Genomic DNA, 16,740 nt, shown 5'->3' on the forward strand with positions numbered 1-16,740 from the left:
GGATCAAGGGGCTAGCTTTGGCCCTGGCTGGAAAGCCGTTCGATCTCGCGGTCAAGCTGCTGGACCACGCGCTTGCGGATGTCGGCGGGCACGCTGTCATCATTGGCAACCTCATCGCGCGCGCTCCGGATGGCGGCCAGGGCTTCGGCCCGGCCAGCCTTCGCTTCGGCCATCCCGCGCCGCGCTTCGGCCAGCCCGCGCCGCACCTCGGCCTGGACCTGGGCCGAGATCTGGGCCGCGTCAGGCAAGTCGATCATCTTGCTGCCGCCAGCGCCGTCGTAAATCGCGATCCGGCGCAGCTTGCCGGGACCTTCGGGTGCGGCGGGCGGCTCGGGCGCTTCGGGCGGCTGCGGGGGCGCGGGCGGTTCGGGGAGCGTGCGCAGGGCCAGGTCGATCTTCTGCTCGATCTCGGCATCGGTCAGGGCCTTGTCGGTCTTGAACACCACGGTCTTGCCGCCGCGCTCGATCACGCGGGTCTTGAGCCTGGCTTCGTCGGTCCATGCCCCGCCCTGCTTTTCGACAATGACGATGCGGTGCTGCTTGCCCGCTGCCGGGGCGAGCGGCGCGGCGGGCGGCGTCCGGGCCGCAGGGGGCTGCGGCAGGTCATCGGCGGCAGCGTAGGACAGCGAGGCGGTCAGCGGCAGAGCCAGCACGGCGCTGGCAATCAGGGCGCGGCCCGCCTGGCGGCGGCGCGGACTGTGGTCTGACATGGTCAGGCTCCTCAAACGGTGGATCACGCTGGCTTCCCCCAGGACCGGACAGGCCATCGGGGCGGCAAGCGCAAGGCGGGGTGATTGAGCGAATGCGGCGATCAGCTGGCCATAGGCGGCGCGCAGCTGAGGGGTGGCACCGGCCATGACCCGGGCGTCGCAGGCCGCCTCCTGATCGCGGCGCAGCGCGCGCCAACCCAGCCAGGCCAGCGGATTGAACCAGTGCAGCGCCAGCAAGGGCTGCATGGCGAGATTGACGGCAAGGTCGCGCGCAGCGTGGTGTTCCAGCTCGTGCGCGATGGCCAGATCCCGGCCCACCCGGTCCGGCCGGTCCATGAAACCCAGCGGCAGCGCAACCACCTTGTCGCGCACACCGAAGGCCACCGGGGCCTGCGTCGCCGGGCTTTCGACCAGGCGGACATCGCCCACCTGCCCGACCGGCACGGCCCCGCCCAGCAGCAGGCGGCGCATCGCGGCATAACCCCACAGCCGCCACAGCGCGAAAGCCATCGCCCCGGCCAGCCACACGGCCAGCAGCAACGCGTTCCAGTCTGGCCCTGCAGGCGCGGCCTCGGCCAGGACGGTCACCGGCAGATCGGTGAGCACAGGCGCGGCGGCCAGCTGCGACTCGCCCTGCGCTGGCAGCACCAGCGGCGGCAGGATCAGGCGCAGCAAGGGCAGCGCCCACAGCGCATAGGCCAGCCCTGCACCGAACAGCCGCGCCACCGGGCGGCGCAGCACCAGCACCAGGGCGATCAGCGCGCCAGTGGCCAGCAGGGTATCGACCAGCCAGCTCACTTGCGCAGTTCCTTGAGCAGGCGCTCGATTTCCGACAGGTCACGGTCGCTCAGCGCTTCGCGTTCCGCCAGATGGGCGAACAGCCCGGCGGCGCTGCCGCCGAACAGCCGGTCGACCAGCCGCCGCGATTCGCCGGTGGCATAGTCGGCCCGCGCGATCAGCGGGCGATAGAGGAAGCGCTTGCCCTGCGGCTCGGTCGCCACGGCCTGCTTGGTCACCAGGCGCGACAGCAGCGTCTTGACGGTAGGCAGGCTCCACCCCCGCGCCGGGGCGACCATGTCGGCCACCTCGTTTGCGGTCAGCGGGCTGCGCTGCCACAGCGCCTCCATCACCGCCTGCTCGGCATCGGTAATCCGTTCCCCACCCTGCGGCTCTGCGGCCATGACTGCACCTCTAATGCCTACACCTGTAATCGACTACGGATGTAAACATGAAGCGCCGATGAACGCAAGCAGGCCATCGACCAGCGTCACTGGGAGCAGGATGAACGGCACTCAGGCCAGCGGACTAACCGCCGTGATGATGCCGCCGATGGCAGTTCGGACAGACGGCAATGGCATTGTCCGGGGTATCCGCGCCCCCATGCGCCAGTTGCACGACATGGTGCACTTCCAGATAGGGCGAACCATCGCTGGCCCGGCGAAACGGCGCCGGATTGCGGCAGGATTCGCAGTTTCCCGCCGCGCGCAGCAGCACTTCGGCCACTACTGCGGCGCTGCGTTGATAGACCTTGACCTGCGCCACGCTGACCTTCGGTTTGGTGCCGGGCTGCGGCAGAAGCGCCCGACGCTTGGCGGCTGGCGCAACGATCAAGGCGGCGACCTCCTGTTCGAAGGCGGCTGACAGGTCATCCAGCCCGAGTGGCGGCGCATCCGGCAACGCGGCCAGCCACTTGTCCCGCACCGCCCTGAGCTTGTGCAGGGTTACCGGGCGAATGCTCTCGTAATAGGCGAGGTGCTGGTCGAGGGCAGACACCGCCTTGGCCAGCGCGGTCGGCCCGGCGGCCTCAAGAATCCCAGCCAGATAGATGTCCGCTGCCGGGGCGCTGATCGAACGGGTGAAGCGCTGCCCGTCGAGCATGGCCTTCAGCACTTGCAGCAGGTCGCCGGCCGAAACCGGGTTGATAGCGTGCTGTCCGGCCAGCAGTTCGATCGCTTCCTGCCGGGTCAGCTTGTCCGCCAGCCAGTCCATTCCGGTCGAGAAGGCGGCAGACACTTGTTCGTCGGTGATGATCGCCACGGTTCACTCCAACCGATCGCAACAGGATGGGTCAGGCCCCGGGTTTCGGCTCGGCCTGATATTCCGGCGGCACGGCGCTTTGCTCCAACGATTCCTCGCTGAACAGGTCGTCGTCCACCGTATCCTGCAGTGCGACAATCGCGCCGGTCAGGCGCGGGCCGGCGCCGAGCGGGTCAACGCCGAAGGTCAGCAGCACGCCGTCGGGGCTGACCGTGTAGGTGCGCACCGTTTCGGCGCCCACCAGCCGCAGCGCCGTGGCCATGCCCGGCGCGGCGAAGCGGTGCGGGACCTGTCCGGTCACTTCGGCGGACAGGACCGCGCCGTTCGCATCGATCCCGCAGGCGGAGCGCGCCACTTCGGGGCCGCGGCGCAGTTCGCCGGTCATCAGGTTGAAATGGGTTCCGGTGCCATCGGCGCAATTGGCCACGATCCGGTCGCGCGGGGTTTCCACGCGGTGCAACCGGCCCTTGTGGAATTCGGCCGACCATTCCGCGATGGTCTCGCCATCCGGGAAAGTGATGACGTTCCAGAAATAGGCGCTGTAGGTCGCGCTGGTCGTGCGGGTCCGGGCGATCACCTCGTCCGCGGTTGCCGCCGGGGCCGCACCACCGGTCGCCATCGCGGCGAACAGCAGTGCGGCCCCGATTGCCAAGTCAGTACACCCGCTTCTTGGGCTTGATGTACTCGACGTCGTCGGTCAGCGTGAATTCGTGGACCGGACGATAGTCGATCCGCACGTCGCCGCCCTGGCCGCCCCAGCCGTTGAACCAGGCAGCAGTGTGCTTCATCCATTCGGCGTCGTTGCGATCGGGGAAATCCTCGTGCGCGTGGGCGCCGCGGCTTTCCTTGCGGTTGTGCGCGCCGTGCAGGGTAACGCTGGCCTGGCTGATCAGGTTGTCCAGTTCCAGCGTCTCGATCAGGTCGCTGTTCCAGATCAGCGAACGGTCGGACACGTGGATGTCCTGCATCTGCTTGTAGGTTTCAGCCAGCTTGACCTTGCCTTCGGCCATCAGCTCGTCCGTGCGGAACACGGCAGCGTGCTGGCTCATCGTGCGCTGCATCGCGGTGCGCACTTCGGCAGTGGGCGAACCGCCCTTGGCATGGCGGAAGTGATCGAGGCGGGTCAGCGCCAGGTCGGCGCTGTCCTTGGGCAACTCGTTGTGCGCGGTGCCCGGCTTGACCAGTTCCTTGAGCCGCAGCCCCGCCGCGCGGCCGAACACCACGAGGTCGGTCAGCGAGTTCGAACCGAGGCGGTTGGCGCCGTGGACCGAAACGCAGGCCGCTTCGCCGACCGCGAACAGGCCGGGGACGACCGTTTCGGGGTTGCCGTCGGCACCGATGGTCATCACTTCGCCGTGATAGTTGGTCGGGATGCCGCCCATGTTGTAGTGGACCGTCGGCACCACCGGCAGCGGCTGGCGGGTCAGGTCGACACCGGCAAAGATCTTGCCGCTTTCGGTGATCCCCGGCAGGCGCTGCCCCAGCACCTTGGGATCGATGTGATCGAGGTGCAGGAAGATGTGGTCCTTGTGCGCGCCGACGCCGCGCCCTTCGCGGATTTCCATCGCCATCGAGCGCGACACGACGTCACGGCTGGCAAGGTCCTTGGCCGAAGGAGCATAGCGCTCCATGAAGCGCTCACCTTCGGAGTTGGTGAGGTAGCCGCCCTCGCCGCGCGCGCCTTCGGTGATCAGCACGCCCGCGCCGTAGATCCCGGTGGGGTGGAACTGCACGAATTCCATGTCCTGCAGCGGCAGGCCGGCGCGCAGCACCATCCCGCCACCGTCGCCGGTGCAGGTGTGGGCCGAAGTGCAGGTGTAATAGCTGCGACCATAGCCGCCGGTGGCAAGCACCACGGCATGGCTCTTGAAGCGGTGGATCGAACCATCGTCCATGCACATGGCGATCACGCCGCGGCACTGGCCATCTTCCATGATCAGGTCGATCGCGAAGTATTCGATGAAGAAGTCCGCGTCGTACTTCAGGCTCTGCTGGTAGAGCGTGTGGAGCAGCGCGTGGCCGGTGCGGTCCGCCGCGGCGCAGGTGCGCTGCACCGGCGGGCCTTCGCCCATGTTCTGCATGTGGCCGCCGAACGGACGCTGATAGATCGTGCCATCGTCGTTGCGGCTGAACGGCATCCCGGCGTGTTCCAGCTCAAGGATCGCCTGGGGCGCTTCGCGAACGAGGTATTCGATCGCGTCCTGATCGCCCAGCCAGTCCGACCCCTTGACGGTGTCGTACATGTGCCAGGTCCAGTGATCGGGCGTGTTGTTCTTGAGGCTGGCGGCGATGCCGCCCTGCGCGGCCACGGTGTGGCTGCGGGTCGGGAACACCTTGGTGATGCAGGCGGTCTTGAGGCCAGCCTCGGCGCTGCCCATCGTGGCGCGCAGGCCCGAGCCGCCGGCCCCGACAACCACGGTGTCATAGGTGTGGTCGATGATCTTGTAAGCGGGCGCGTTCATCTCAATGGGCTCCCAGCGCGATGCGGACGACGCTCAGCAGGCCGAACACGGCCCCGGCGACAGTGACGAGGTTGAGCGCGATCATCGCGCCGACCTTGTTGGCTTCCTCGTGCAGATAGTCTTCGACCACCACCTGCAGGCCCAGACGGGCGTGCCAGAAGGTCGAGATCACGAACAGCACCAGGCAGGTCGCGGGGACCGGCTGGGCCGCCCATTCGCGCACCGTGGCGAAATCGTAGGCGTGCAGGCCCAGCAGCGAGAAGACCAGCCACAGCGACAGCACCAGGTTGCCCACGGCGGTATAGCGCTGCACCAGCCAGTGATGCGTACCCGAATGCGCCGAACCCAGCGCGCGGACGCGGCCGATGGAAGTTCCGTTACCCATCTTGTCGTCTCCCTCAGCGCAGCAGGATCGTGGCCCAGACGGCCACGGTCAGCGCGATCGCGACCAGCGGCGCGGCCACCGACCAGAACGCGTTGCTGTTCAGTTCGAAACCCGCGCCGATATCCAGCACGAAGTGGCGCAGGCCGCTCATCATGTGGTTGAAGAAGGCCCAGGTCAGGCCGATCAGCACGACCTGCCCGTACCATTCGCCCATGTGGCGGGTGAAGGTGAGATAGCTGGCCTCGCCCCCGGCGAGCGCCCCAAGCCACCACAGCAGCACACCCAGCCCGACCAGCGCCAGGCCATTGCCCGTAACGCGGTGCAGGATCGAGACCAGCATCGCCGGACCCCAGCGCCAGATCTGCAGATGCGGCGAAAGCGGACGGTTTTTCGCTCCGGCCATGCGGCACTTCCCTTTCGTTTGGTTGCGGGTGCGAATGCCCCTTGCCAAGTCCCCTTACTGAAAACGCGGGGCCTTGCAAGCGGCCACAAGGGACAATTTGACCGCAAATGCACTTGGCCCGCTTGCCCGCGCGCGCGCCCTGCGCCAAAGGCAGGGCCATGACCCAGCCCGTTGCCCTTGTCACCGGATCCTCGCGCGGGATCGGCGCCGCCATCGCTTCGCAGCTGCGCGCACGCGGCGTCAGGGTGATCGGCCATGCCAGCCGCGCGGTGGACGAACAGACCATCGGTGCCGACCTGACCGACCCCACCGCCCCGGCGCGGATCTGGGAAGAAGCGCTGCACCGCGCCGGCGGACGGATCGACCTGCTGGTCAACAATGCCGGGCTGTTCTCGCCCAATCCCATTGGCTTGTCGGACATCGAATGGCTCGACAACTGGGAAGACACGCTGCGCATCAACCTGACCGCCGCGGCCGAACTGTCGCGCTTTGCAGTCAGGCACTGGCTGGAACGCGAAGCCACGGGCCGGATCGTCCACGTCGCCAGCCGCGCCGGCTACCGCGGCGATTCGCCCGATCACTGGCACTATGCCGCCGCCAAGGGCGGGATGATCGCCATGCACAAGACCATTGCCCGCCAGTATGCGGCCAAGGGCGTGATGAGCTATGCGATCTGCCCCGGCTTCACCGATACGGCGATGGCCGGCGATTACCTCGCCAGCCGGGGCGGGCCGGGGCTGCTGGCCGACATTCCGCTGGGCCGCGTCGCCACGCCCGATGAAATCGCGGCCATCGCCACGTTCTGCGCGCTCGACGCGCCCGAAAGCATGACCGGCACGGTGATCGACGCCAACGGGGCCAGCTATGTCCGCTGAGGAAAGCTGGAAAGTCACCGTCCACGCCCCGCGCGCGGTGATCGAAGCGGCACTGCTCGCGCACGAGGACGCGTGGGACTGGGACCCGGAGATCGTCCTTTCGGGCAGCGAAGTGGCCGAGGACCGCCCGGATGACTGGCGGCTCGAAGCCTGGCTGCCGCGCAAGCCCGCCAAGGCCGATCAGGCCGCGATCCGCGCATTGTTCGCAGGCGATGCCCCGCGGCTCGAGATCGAGCGCCTGCCCGATGTCGACTGGGTGACGCAAAGCCAGCAGGGGCTGGACCCGATCCGCGCCGGGCGGTTCCACGTCCACGATCCGCATCATGCCCCGCTGGGCCTGCCCGGCGTGCGCGACTTCTGCATTCCCGCCAGCCAGGCTTTCGGCACCGGCCAGCACGCCACCACCGCCGGGTGCCTCGCCATGCTGACCCACATGAAGGCGCAGGGCCTGGTGGTGCGCAACCTGGCCGATATCGGCACCGGCACCGGCCTGCTCGCCTTTGCCGCGCTGCACCTGTGGCCGCGGGCGCTGGCGACGGCGAGCGACATCGACCATGTCTGCCTCGACGTGGTCCACGCCAATGCCGAGCTCAACCGGGTGCCGCTGGGCGCGGGCGCGGGTGAAGTGACCATGCTGGTGGCTGACGGGATGGACCATCCGCTGCTTCAGGCGCGCGGGCCCTATGACCTGGTCATCGCCAACATCCTCGCCGGGCCGCTGATCGGGCTGGCCCCGGATTTCGGGCAGAGCCTGGTGCCGGGCGGGCACTTGCTGCTGGCCGGACTGCTTGAAACGCAGGAAGCCCAGGTCCGCCGCGCCTGCCGCCGCGCCGGGCTGCGGCTGGCCGCGCGGCTGGTCAATGGCGACTGGTCGATCCTGTGGCTCCGCAAGCGCCACCGCGCGGGCGAGCGATGAACCCCCGCGATTTCCTGCTGCTGGTCGGAATCTGCCTGATCTGGGCGGTCAACAATATCGTCAGCAAGCTGGTCGTCAGCATGTGGCACGTGCCGCCGCTGTTCTATGCCGCGGTGCGCTTTGCCATCGTCGCCGCGGTGACCCTGCCGTGGCTGCGGCCGATGCCGCGCCCGACCTGGCGGATCGTGGCCATCGGCCTGTTGATGGGCGGCGGCAGCTTTGCCCTGATGTTCGTCGCGCTGAAAAGCGTCAGCCCTTCGGCCGCCGCCGTGGTGATCCAGGCCGGGCTGCCGATCACCACCCTGCTATCAATCGTGATCCTGGGCGAACGGATCCACTGGCGCCGCGCGCTGGGCATCACCCTGACCCTGCTGGGCGTGCTGGTGGTGGTGTGGAAGCCGGGCTTCGCCATTTCCGCCGGGCTGCTGCTGGTGCTGGCTTCGGCCGCGGCAGGATCGCTGGGCGCGGTGCTGATGAAGCAGATGGAAGACATCGCCCCGCTGCGCTTCCAGGCCTGGGTGGGCATGACCAGCATGCTGGTGCTGGCCCCGGCCACCGTCCTGTTCGAAACGCACGACTGGGCGCAGATCGGCGCGGTCGGCTGGCAGTTCGGCGCGGCGGTGGTGTTTTCGGCGCTGGTCGTCTCGGTCGGCGCGCACACGCTCTACTACCTGCTGATCGCCAAGTACGAGGCGAACCTGATCGCCCCGCTGACCTTGATCACCCCGCTCAGCACGATTGGTCTGGGCGTGGCAATCACGGGCGACAAGCTGGACGCGCAGATGATCGTGGGGGCAATCGTGGCCTTGAGCGGCGTGCTGATCGTCGCCGTGCGCCGCACCAAAGCCCCGATCGCCGAGGCGCAGGAACACAGTTAGGCCCCGCTTAACCCGGCGCGGATAGATTGCGCGCCATGGGTTTCCACTCGATCCCGGCACACCGGCGCGGCAACCGCCATTTCAACCGGCTGCGGCTGGGTGCTCCCGCATCGCTGGCGCTCACCCACCAGCAGCGCACCTGCCTGATCGATGACATCTCGCGCACCGGGGCGCGGCTGCGGGTCCAGCAGCCCGTGGCCGAGCGGCAGAGCGCGATCCTGCTGTTCCACGAATTGCAGCTGTTCAGCCAGGTGGTCTGGTCGCGCGGGCTGGAATGCGGGCTGCATTTCGACCAGCCGCTCGATCCCGAGGACATGCAGGGCATGTTGTGGATCAAGGAAAACCGCGAGGTCTACGACCGCATCTGCAACCATGCCCACGCCCTCGACTGGAGCGAGGGCCTAGGCGAACGCTGATTCCAGCAGGTCCAGCGCGGCGCGGGTAAACAGCTGCATGTTGCCGATCCGGTCATCGCTGGCGGTTTCGGTCACGCGGGTCAGTTCCACCCCCGGCCCGACCACCGCGCAGCAGCTGATCCCCGAGGCGACCCCCATCGGGTGCTTGCTCCCCCCGGCCGATCCGGTTTCCGCAATCCCCCAGTCCGCGCCAAAGTTGTCGCGGATCGCGCGGGCCTGCATCAGCGCATATTCGGGCGTGGCCGAACGCATCCCCGCAAAGGCTTCGTCCGGCAGCCCGAACAGCACCTCGCGCCCCCGCAGCGAATAGACGATCCCGCCGCCGACATAGAATTTCAGCGCTCCCGGCACGGTCAGCAAGGCCGCACCGATCAGCCCGCCGGTCGCCCCATCGGCCACCGCGATCTTCTCCCGCCGCGCCTTCAGCGCCTCGGCAATGCGCGCCGCCTGTGGGTGCAATTCGTTCAGCATGTGCCCTACCCCGCTGCCTTGACGATTTCGGCCCAGGCCGCCTCGTCGATAACCCGAATGCCCAGTTCCGCCGCCTTCTTGAGCTTGCTGCCCGCGCCCGGCCCTGCCACCACCAGGTCGGTCTTGGCGCTGACCGTCCCGGCGGCGCGCGCGCCCAGCCGTTCGGCCTGGGCCTTGGCCTCGTCGCGGCTCATCGTTTCGAGCGCGCCGGTGAACACCACGGTCTTGCCGGCGACTTCGCTGTCCTTCGTCTCGACCACATAGGGCGGCGGCGTGACCTCGCCCAGCAGGTCGTCCCACACGGCGTTGTTGTGGGCCTCGTGGAAGAAATCGCCCAGCGCCTCGACCACGGCGGGGCCGATTCCATCGATCGCGGTCAGTTCGGCCAGCGCCTCGGCGTCCCCGGCCTGGGCGCGCTGGGCCACATCGCGCAGCGCTTCCAGCGTGACGAAGCGCTTCAGCAGGTCGCGCGCGGTAACCGCGCCGACATGGCGGATCCCCAGGCCAAACAGCAGCCGCGCGGCATCGGGCGCGCGCTTGGCCTCGATTGCCGTCAACAGGTTGTCCACAGACTTGTCCTTCCAGCCCTCACGCCCGACAATCGCGTCGCGGCGGGCCTTGAGCCGGAAGATGTCGGCCGGGCTTTCCAGCCAGCCAAGCGCAAAGAACTCGTCGATGGTCTTTTCGCCCAGCCCCTCGATGTCGAGCGCGGCGCGGCTGACGAAGTGCTTGAGCCGTTCGGTCCGCTGCGCCGGGCAGATCAGCCCGCCGGTGCAGCGCACGTCAACCTCGCCCTCCTCGGCCACGGCTTCGCTGGCGCATTCGGGGCAATGGTCGGGAAAGGCATAGTCCTCGCGCGGCGTCTCGCGGGTCAGGTTCTCGACCACCTGGGGGATCACGTCGCCCGCACGCTGGATCACCACGCGGTCGCCGATCCGCAGACCCAGCCGGGCAATCTCGTCGCGGTTGTGCAAGGTGACGTTGGAGACCATCACCCCGCCGACCGAAACCGGCGTCAGCCGTCCGACCGGGGTCAGCTTCCCGGTGCGGCCGACCTGGATGTCGATGGCTTCCAGCGTGGTTTCGGCGCGTTCCGCCGGGAATTTGTGCGCCATGCCCCAGCGCGGCGCCTTGGCGACAAAGCCGAGACGCTCCTGCCAGTCGAGCCGGTCGACCTTGTAGACCACGCCGTCGATGTCATAGGGCAGGTCGGCCCGGCGATGCTCGATGCTGCGATAATGCTGCAACATGTCGTCCAGCGAAGTGCAGCGCACCAACAGGGGCGAGACCGGCAAGCCCCAGTCGGCAATCCGCTGCATCATCTCGAACTGCGTTGCCGCCGGAACCGCGCTGGCCGCGCCCCAGCCGTGCGCCAAAAAGCGTAAGGGGCGGCTGGCGGTGACACCCGGGTCCTTCTGCCGCAGCGATCCCGCCGCCGCGTTGCGGGGGTTGGCGAACAGCTTGTCGCCGCGTTCATGCTGCGCAGCATTGAGTGCGGTAAAGTCCTGTTTTGCCATGTAGACTTCGCCGCGGATCTCGAACACGTCGGGCACTTGCCCGCGCAGCACTTGCGGGATGTCGGCAATGGTCGCGACATTGGCGGTCACGTCCTCTCCCACCTGCCCGTCGCCGCGCGTTGCGGCGCGGACCAGACGGCCTTGCTCATAGCGCAGCGAACAGGACAGTCCGTCGATCTTGTCCTCGGCGGTCATCGCCACTTCAGCATCGTCCGGCAGCGCCAGGAAGCGACGCACCCGCGCCACGAAATCGCCCGCGTCCTCGTCGCTGAAGGCGTTGTCGAGGCTCATCATCCGCACTTCGTGGGTGACCTTGGCCAGCGGCGATGCGGCCACCTCGTGCCCGACCTTGCGGCTGGGGCTGTCGGCGCGGACCAGGTGCGGGAACGCCGCTTCCAGCTCCGCATTGCGGCGCACCAGCGCGTCGTATTCGGCGTCCGAAATCTCGGGCGAATCCTCGGTGTGATAGAGCCGGTTGTGCCGCGCAATCACCTTGGCCAGCCGCATCAGTTCATTGGCGGCATCGGCTTCGGACAGACCAGTCGGCATCAATGCGTCCCCGCCACCGGACGAACTCTGGCGCTGGTGCCGAACCCGGCGATCAGCGGGCGGCCCCGGGCAATCGCGGCCTTGACGGTTGGCAGCGCAAGGCTGGCATGGTGGCTCGCCTCGTCCTGCCAGATCTCGACGATCCACAGCGCGTCGGGATCGTCGCGGTCTTCGTTGAGCATGTAGGCAAGGTTGCCCGGCATCTGCGCGGTGCCTTCCTTCAGAATATCGATCAGCGCCCCGCGCTGGCCCGGCTGGGCTTTCATCTGCCCGATCAGGCCGAACAGCTCAGCCCCGTTATCCAGTTCTTCCATGTGTTTACCGCATCCCTGCAACAGCAGCAGCGCCATGGCCCCGCCGATCACTTCGCGCCGTGCGTAGATCATGCCCGCTCCAGCAGTCGATCCGCCTGCGCGCGCGCTTCGGCGGTGACTTCCGCGCCGGACAGCATCCGGGCGATTTCCTCCTGCCGCCCGGCGGCGTCAAGCAGATGGACCGAAGTGCGCGTTACCGTCCCTTCGCTCGACTTGGCGATGACATAGTGCTGCCCGCCGCGCGCCGCGACCTGCGGGCTGTGGGTGACGGCGAGCAATTGCCCACCCGCCGCCAGCCGCGCCAGCCGTTCGCCGATTGCGCTGGCCACCGCCCCGCCCACGCCGCGGTCGATCTCGTCGAAGATCACGGTGGCCGCGCCGCCTTCTTCGGCCAGCGCGACCTTGAGTGCGAGGATGAAGCGCGACAGCTCGCCGCCGCTGGCGATCTTGCCCAGCGGGGCAAAGGGCGCGCCGGGGTTGGTGCTGATCAGGAATTCGATGCCGTCGATCCCGCCCGCGCCCCAGCGTTCTTCGGGCAGGCGCAGAATGCTGGTGCGGAACCGCGCGGCATCAAGCTTGAGCGGGGCGAGTTCATCGGCCACCGCCGCGTCCAGCCGCAGCGCCGCTTCGGTCCGCCGGGCGGACAGCGCGGCGGCGCGCTGGCGGTAATCCTCGGCCGCGCGGGTGGCCGCCGTTTCCAGCTCGGCCAGCCCGGCCTCGCCCCCTTCGATCAGGTCAAGCTGGGCGCGCATCTCGCGCATCCGGGCGGGCAGGTCATCGACCTGGCAGTGGTGCTTGCGGGCCATGGCACGCAAGTCGAACAGGCGGGTCTCGATCCGGTCGAGCGCGGCGGGATCATGGGCCAGCGCTTCGCCCGCGCGGTCCAGCTTGTCCTCGGCCTCGCTTGCCTCGATCACCGCGCGGTCGAGCGCGGCCAGCGCTTCGGCCAGCAAGGGGTGTTCGCCCGCGATCCGGTCCAGCCGCCGGGCCGCGCCGCGCAAGGTGGCCAGCGCCGAATCCGATCCGGTCCAGAGGTGCTGCAATTCAGCCAGGTCGCCAGACAGCCGTTCGCCCTTCTGCATCGCGGCGCGGGCTTCGGCCAGTTGCTCCTCCTCGCCCTCGACCGGTTCCAGCGTGGTCAGTTCGGCCAGGTGAGCCAGCAACAGGTCGCGGTCCGCCCCGGCGCGGGCCACCGCCTCGCGCGCCTGGTCAAGCGCGTCCTGCGCCGTGCGCCACGCCTTCCACGCCGCTTCCACCCCGGCGCTATCGGCGCGGGCATAGCGGTCGAGCAGCAGGCGGTGGCCCTTGGGATTGACCAGCCCGCGATCGTCGTGCTGGCCGTGCAGTTCAACCAGGAACGGCGCCAGTTCACGCAGCAGCGCGGCACTGACCGGCTGGTCGTTGACGAAAGCTTTCGATCCGCCATCGGCCTTGAGCCGGCGCTTGACGATCAGCGGTTCGCCCGGTTCGACGTCCAGCTCTGCCGCGTCCAGCACGGCGCGCACCCCGGCGGGCAGCGCGGCGAATTCGAAGCTGGCGGTAACGCTGGCCTGATCCTCTCCGGCGCGGACCAGGCCGCTATCGGCGCGGTTGCCCAGCACCAGCCCCAGCGCATCGAGCAGGATCGACTTGCCCGCCCCTGTTTCCCCGGTCAGCACGCCCAGCCCCTGCCGGAAATCGAGGTCAAGCGCCTCGATCAGCACGATGTTGCGGATGGAGAGTCGGGTCAGCATGTTCGCGTGGTGTTCTAACCGCGCGTTCCGGCAAAGTCACCCGTTTGCAGCACTATTCAACAGCTATGGGGCGAGGCACCCGCAAGGATGCCCCGCCCCTGGCCCCGCCCCCGAATGAAAAGGGCGGTATTTCCCGGTCGCCAGCGTGGAGAGGCCGCGGGCGACCTGGAACTGGAACTAGAACGCGAACTTGATCGTCCCGCCCCAGGTCTGCGGATCGCCCGCATAGGCCGCGATCAGGCCGGTGTTGCCGCCGGTGCCGGACAGGTAGAGGTCGATGTAGTCCTTCTTGAAGGCGTTCCGCACCCAGACAAAGGCATCGAACTTGTCCGTGCGGAAACCGGCCCGGAAATTGTGCAGCGCGTAGCCATCAACCCAGGTGTAGATCGAGGGCGACGGGTTCGACGACCAGCGCGAACGGTAGCTGGCGTCGTAACCCAGATAGAACTGGCCGTCCTGGTCGAACAGCGCGCTTGGCAGGTTGTATTCGGCGCCCCACGAAGCCGCCCACTTCGATACGCCGGGCAGGACCGCGCCGGAAACGTCGACGAACGGCGGGCTGACGCTGCCGGGCTGGCCGGCTGCGCCGATCTTGCCGGTATAGGAGCACTTTCCGGTCACCACGATCCCCGTGCTGCTGCCGCCCGCGAGTTCCGGCGGCGGGGGCGCATCGCAGAACTTCGTGAAGCTGGCGTCGGTGTAGGCGCCGCTGACATAGGCGCTGAAGCGGTCGCTCGGACGGACCGACAGGTCGGCTTCCACACCCCGGCTGCGGACCTTGTCGGCATTGGCGAGATAGCCGCGGACGGTGCCGAGCTGGCCGTTGCTGACGCTGGCCTGGAAGTTCTCGATCTCGGTCCAGAAGCCCGAGATGTTGAACGTCGCGCGGCGATCCCAGAACTGGGTCTTGATGCCGGACTCGAAGTGATCGACCTTTTCCGGCTTGATCGTGAAGGTCGACGGGATCGCGGCGCCGGTGGAGTCCGCCGGCACGCCGTTAAGATTGATGCCCGCCGTCTTGAACGACCGCGCGTAGGTTGCGTAGAGGTTGACGTCGTCGGCCACCTCGTACCGCAGGTTGAGATCGTACGACAGGTTCCAGGCGCTGAGCTTGGGGGCGTAGTATTGCGAAGCCTGGATACCCCGCTGCGCCGCAGTCCAGCGATCGGTGTAGTAGGGCGAGCCGGGCACCGCCGAGACCACCTGGCGCGTGCCGTCCGACGCGGTGCCGGTGACCACCGAATCGTACAGGCCATCCTTCTTGTCGTAATTGACGCGGATCCCCGGCGAGACGACGAACCGGTCGGTCACTTCCCAGTTGAGCTTGGCGTAAGCGGCCAGGCTGGTGTTATCGAGCCGGATATCGTTGATCGCGACGACGTTGTTCAGCACGTCGGGATTGTTCGAGAGCGCATCGCTCGGGTTAAGCAGCCACTTGCTCGCGGCGCGGCCGGTCTGCTGGATGCCGCTGGTGCGGATCTGCTGGTGGAAGCCGAACAGCCCGGCGACGAAGTCGAAGCCGTTGCCCTGGTGGTTGAAGCGGAATTCCTGCGTGTACTGGTTCTGCTTCGTCGGGTTGTTGACCTTGGTATAGACCGGGAAGCCGGTGTAGTCGCGGTCGTTGGCCGGCCCCCAGTCCCAATAGCGCCAGGCGGTGATCGAGGTCAGCGTGTTGCTGTCATCGGCGTCCCACACCGCGCGCAGCGACAGGCCGCCATGCTCGTTGCGGGCCGACAGCGCGGCATCGGTATCCGTGGTATAAGTGAACGGGCCGGCATTCGCGGGCGTGAAGTTCGGGAACAGGACCTGCGCCGCCGTGACCAGCGCCGGATACTGCCGGGCGAGCGAGCGCTGCGTCTTGCCGTAGCCGCCATAGGAGAAGGCGCAGCAGATCGGGTCCTGCAGGTTCCAGTCACCGCTGAGGGTGACAGCGATATCCGAGTTCGGCTTCCACAGCAGCGCGCCGCGCACCCCGACATTGTCCTGCGACTGGATGTAGCTGTTGGTGGTGGTGTTGAACACGGTGCCACGGCGGTGGGTGCCGGTCACGCTGATGCGGGCGGCCAGGTTTTCGGAAAGCGGCCCCGAGATCGACGCCTTGCCCTGCTTGAAGCCGATGTTGCCCAGCGAGACCTCGGCCTTACCCTCAAGCTCGAAGCTTGGCGCACGGGTGGTGATGTTGATCGCGCCCGCCGTGGTGTTCTTGCCATAGAGCGTGCCCTGCGGACCGCGCAGCGTGACGATCGAATCGACGTCGACAAAGTCGAGCGTCGCCGAGGCGATGCGGTTGTAATAAACGTCGTCGATGTAGATGCCGACGCCCTGCTCGAAGCCGTCGTTGGTCAGGCCGAACGGCGCGCCGATGCCGCGAATGTTGATGAAGGTGTTGCGCGGGTTCTGCGAATAGAACTGCACCGTCGGCTGCAGCTGGGTGACCCGCTGGATGTTGAAGGCACCCGTCGCGTCGATCTTTTCGGCTGACAAGACGGAAATGGCCACTGGCACTTCCTGCACGTCTTCCACGCGGCGGCGCGCGGTGACGACGATCGCATTGCCATCGCCCTCCGCAGCATCAGCGACGGCGGGATCGGTGGCGGGATCGGCTAAGGGATCGGGCGCCGCATGGGCTGGCACGGCCAGCAGGGCAGCGGAAGACAACAGGGCAACACGGACGAACGGCAACATGTCCAAATTCCTTTGGCAAGGTGGTTTGGCCACATCCGGCGGTCCGGTCTGCAGGCATAAAAACTGAACGAGCGACAAAGGTGTCAGGCGGGACCGGCCACTCGCAAACCGGCCCCGCCCGGGGAAAACGCGCGCCTCAGGTGAAGCGCTGGCGCTCCGTGACTTCGAGCTGGACGACGCGCCCCTCATGGACGGTCAGTTGCACCACGCCGTAGCGCAGCCGGCCCACCGCCGCGCCAACCGCGTCGATCACCTGTTCGGGCACAGCCGGATTGCGGCGCTCCGACAATGACTTGGGCGAACTGGCAGGGTAAGTCATCGAGGCGGCTCCTTCGTCCGCCACTTTATCTCTACTTATTTACTAGACAAGCAGAGATTCGCTTTGCGGC

General features: G+C 67.7%; 17 protein-coding genes. 4 read left to right on the top strand and 13 right to left on the bottom strand.

Annotation, left to right across the window (positions count from 1 at the left end):
* Positions 1 to 11: 11 nt before the first annotated feature.
* From ACE3N9_RS00370 to sdhC, 7 genes are all read right to left on the bottom strand, one after another.
* A complete protein-coding gene (locus tag ACE3N9_RS00370; RefSeq protein ID WP_374279725.1) occupies positions 12 to 1,508 on the bottom strand; it encodes a M56 family metallopeptidase in 1,497 nt (498 codons plus the stop codon).
* Entirely contained in the window at positions 1,505 to 1,891 is a 387-nt protein-coding gene (locus ACE3N9_RS00375) for a BlaI/MecI/CopY family transcriptional regulator (RefSeq protein ID WP_374279727.1), read from the bottom strand. The genes ACE3N9_RS00370 and ACE3N9_RS00375 overlap by 4 nt, the downstream gene beginning before the upstream one ends.
* A 124-nt stretch (positions 1,892 to 2,015) precedes the next feature.
* Positions 2,016 to 2,747 (bottom strand): HNH endonuclease, encoded by a 732-nt coding sequence (locus tag ACE3N9_RS00380; protein ID WP_374279729.1) that lies wholly within the window; start codon positions 2,745 to 2,747, stop codon positions 2,016 to 2,018.
* 31 nt (positions 2,748 to 2,778) lie between these two features.
* Positions 2,779 to 3,399, bottom strand: a complete 621-nt coding sequence (locus tag ACE3N9_RS00385; RefSeq protein ID WP_374279731.1) for a hypothetical protein — start codon at positions 3,397 to 3,399, stop codon at positions 2,779 to 2,781.
* 1 nt (position 3,400) lies between these two features.
* Positions 3,401 to 5,209 (bottom strand): succinate dehydrogenase flavoprotein subunit, encoded by a 1,809-nt coding sequence (sdhA, locus tag ACE3N9_RS00390; RefSeq protein WP_374279734.1) that lies wholly within the window; start codon positions 5,207 to 5,209, stop codon positions 3,401 to 3,403.
* A gap of 1 nt (position 5,210) precedes the next feature.
* Entirely contained in the window at positions 5,211 to 5,594 is a 384-nt protein-coding gene (gene sdhD, locus ACE3N9_RS00395; RefSeq protein ID WP_374279736.1) for a succinate dehydrogenase, hydrophobic membrane anchor protein, read from the bottom strand.
* Between the two features lie 13 nt (positions 5,595 to 5,607).
* The gene (gene sdhC, locus ACE3N9_RS00400) at positions 5,608 to 5,997 is read right to left on the bottom strand and encodes a succinate dehydrogenase, cytochrome b556 subunit (RefSeq protein WP_374279738.1); all 390 of its coding nucleotides are present in this window, start codon (positions 5,995 to 5,997) and stop codon (positions 5,608 to 5,610) included.
* A 158-nt stretch (positions 5,998 to 6,155) separates the two neighbouring features.
* On the opposite strand from sdhC, the gene ACE3N9_RS00405 reads away from it, so the two are divergent.
* From ACE3N9_RS00405 to ACE3N9_RS00420, 4 genes are read left to right on the top strand one after another with little or no spacing between them, the layout of a single operon-like run.
* Positions 6,156 to 6,872, top strand: a complete 717-nt coding sequence (locus tag ACE3N9_RS00405; RefSeq protein ID WP_374279740.1) for an SDR family NAD(P)-dependent oxidoreductase — start codon at positions 6,156 to 6,158, stop codon at positions 6,870 to 6,872.
* A complete protein-coding gene (locus tag ACE3N9_RS00410) occupies positions 6,862 to 7,788 on the top strand; it encodes a 50S ribosomal protein L11 methyltransferase (protein WP_374279742.1) in 927 nt (308 codons plus the stop codon). The genes ACE3N9_RS00405 and ACE3N9_RS00410 overlap by 11 nt, the downstream gene beginning before the upstream one ends.
* Complete coding sequence (locus ACE3N9_RS00415; protein WP_374279744.1) at positions 7,785 to 8,666, top strand: DMT family transporter; 882 nt, start codon at positions 7,785 to 7,787, stop codon at positions 8,664 to 8,666. Before ACE3N9_RS00410 ends, ACE3N9_RS00415 begins: the two co-directional genes overlap by 4 nt.
* Positions 8,667 to 8,701: 35 nt before the next feature.
* Positions 8,702 to 9,082 carry a PilZ domain-containing protein gene (locus ACE3N9_RS00420; RefSeq protein WP_374279746.1) on the top strand — a complete coding sequence of 127 codons (381 nt, stop codon included), beginning with the start codon at positions 8,702 to 8,704 and terminating at the stop codon, positions 9,080 to 9,082.
* Here ACE3N9_RS00420 and ACE3N9_RS00425 read toward each other — a convergent pair.
* From ACE3N9_RS00425 to ACE3N9_RS00450, 6 genes are all read right to left on the bottom strand, one after another.
* A complete protein-coding gene (locus ACE3N9_RS00425) occupies positions 9,068 to 9,553 on the bottom strand; it encodes a CinA family protein (protein WP_374279748.1) in 486 nt (161 codons plus the stop codon). The genes ACE3N9_RS00420 and ACE3N9_RS00425 overlap by 15 nt on opposite strands.
* A gap of 5 nt (positions 9,554 to 9,558) precedes the next feature.
* Positions 9,559 to 11,619, bottom strand: coding sequence for an NAD-dependent DNA ligase LigA (ligA, locus tag ACE3N9_RS00430; protein ID WP_374279750.1), 2,061 nt, complete (start codon positions 11,617 to 11,619; stop codon positions 9,559 to 9,561).
* Positions 11,619 to 12,005: a putative quinol monooxygenase gene (locus ACE3N9_RS00435; protein WP_374279752.1), complete on the bottom strand. Its 387-nt coding sequence runs from the start codon at positions 12,003 to 12,005 to the stop codon at positions 11,619 to 11,621. The genes ligA and ACE3N9_RS00435 overlap by 1 nt, the downstream gene beginning before the upstream one ends.
* Positions 12,002 to 13,666 carry a DNA repair protein RecN gene (gene recN, locus ACE3N9_RS00440; protein ID WP_374279754.1) on the bottom strand — a complete coding sequence of 555 codons (1,665 nt, stop codon included), beginning with the start codon at positions 13,664 to 13,666 and terminating at the stop codon, positions 12,002 to 12,004. The genes ACE3N9_RS00435 and recN overlap by 4 nt, the downstream gene beginning before the upstream one ends.
* Positions 13,667 to 13,843: 177 nt before the next feature.
* Positions 13,844 to 16,351: a TonB-dependent receptor gene (locus ACE3N9_RS00445; RefSeq protein WP_374279756.1), complete on the bottom strand. Its 2,508-nt coding sequence runs from the start codon at positions 16,349 to 16,351 to the stop codon at positions 13,844 to 13,846.
* Positions 16,352 to 16,487: 136 nt separating this feature from the next.
* Complete coding sequence (locus tag ACE3N9_RS00450; protein ID WP_374279758.1) at positions 16,488 to 16,670, bottom strand: YezD family protein; 183 nt, start codon at positions 16,668 to 16,670, stop codon at positions 16,488 to 16,490.
* Positions 16,671 to 16,740: the final 70 nt, after the last annotated feature.

Source organism: Novosphingobium sp., from assembly GCF_041905565.1.
Lineage (GTDB): Bacteria > Pseudomonadota > Alphaproteobacteria > Sphingomonadales > Sphingomonadaceae > Novosphingobium.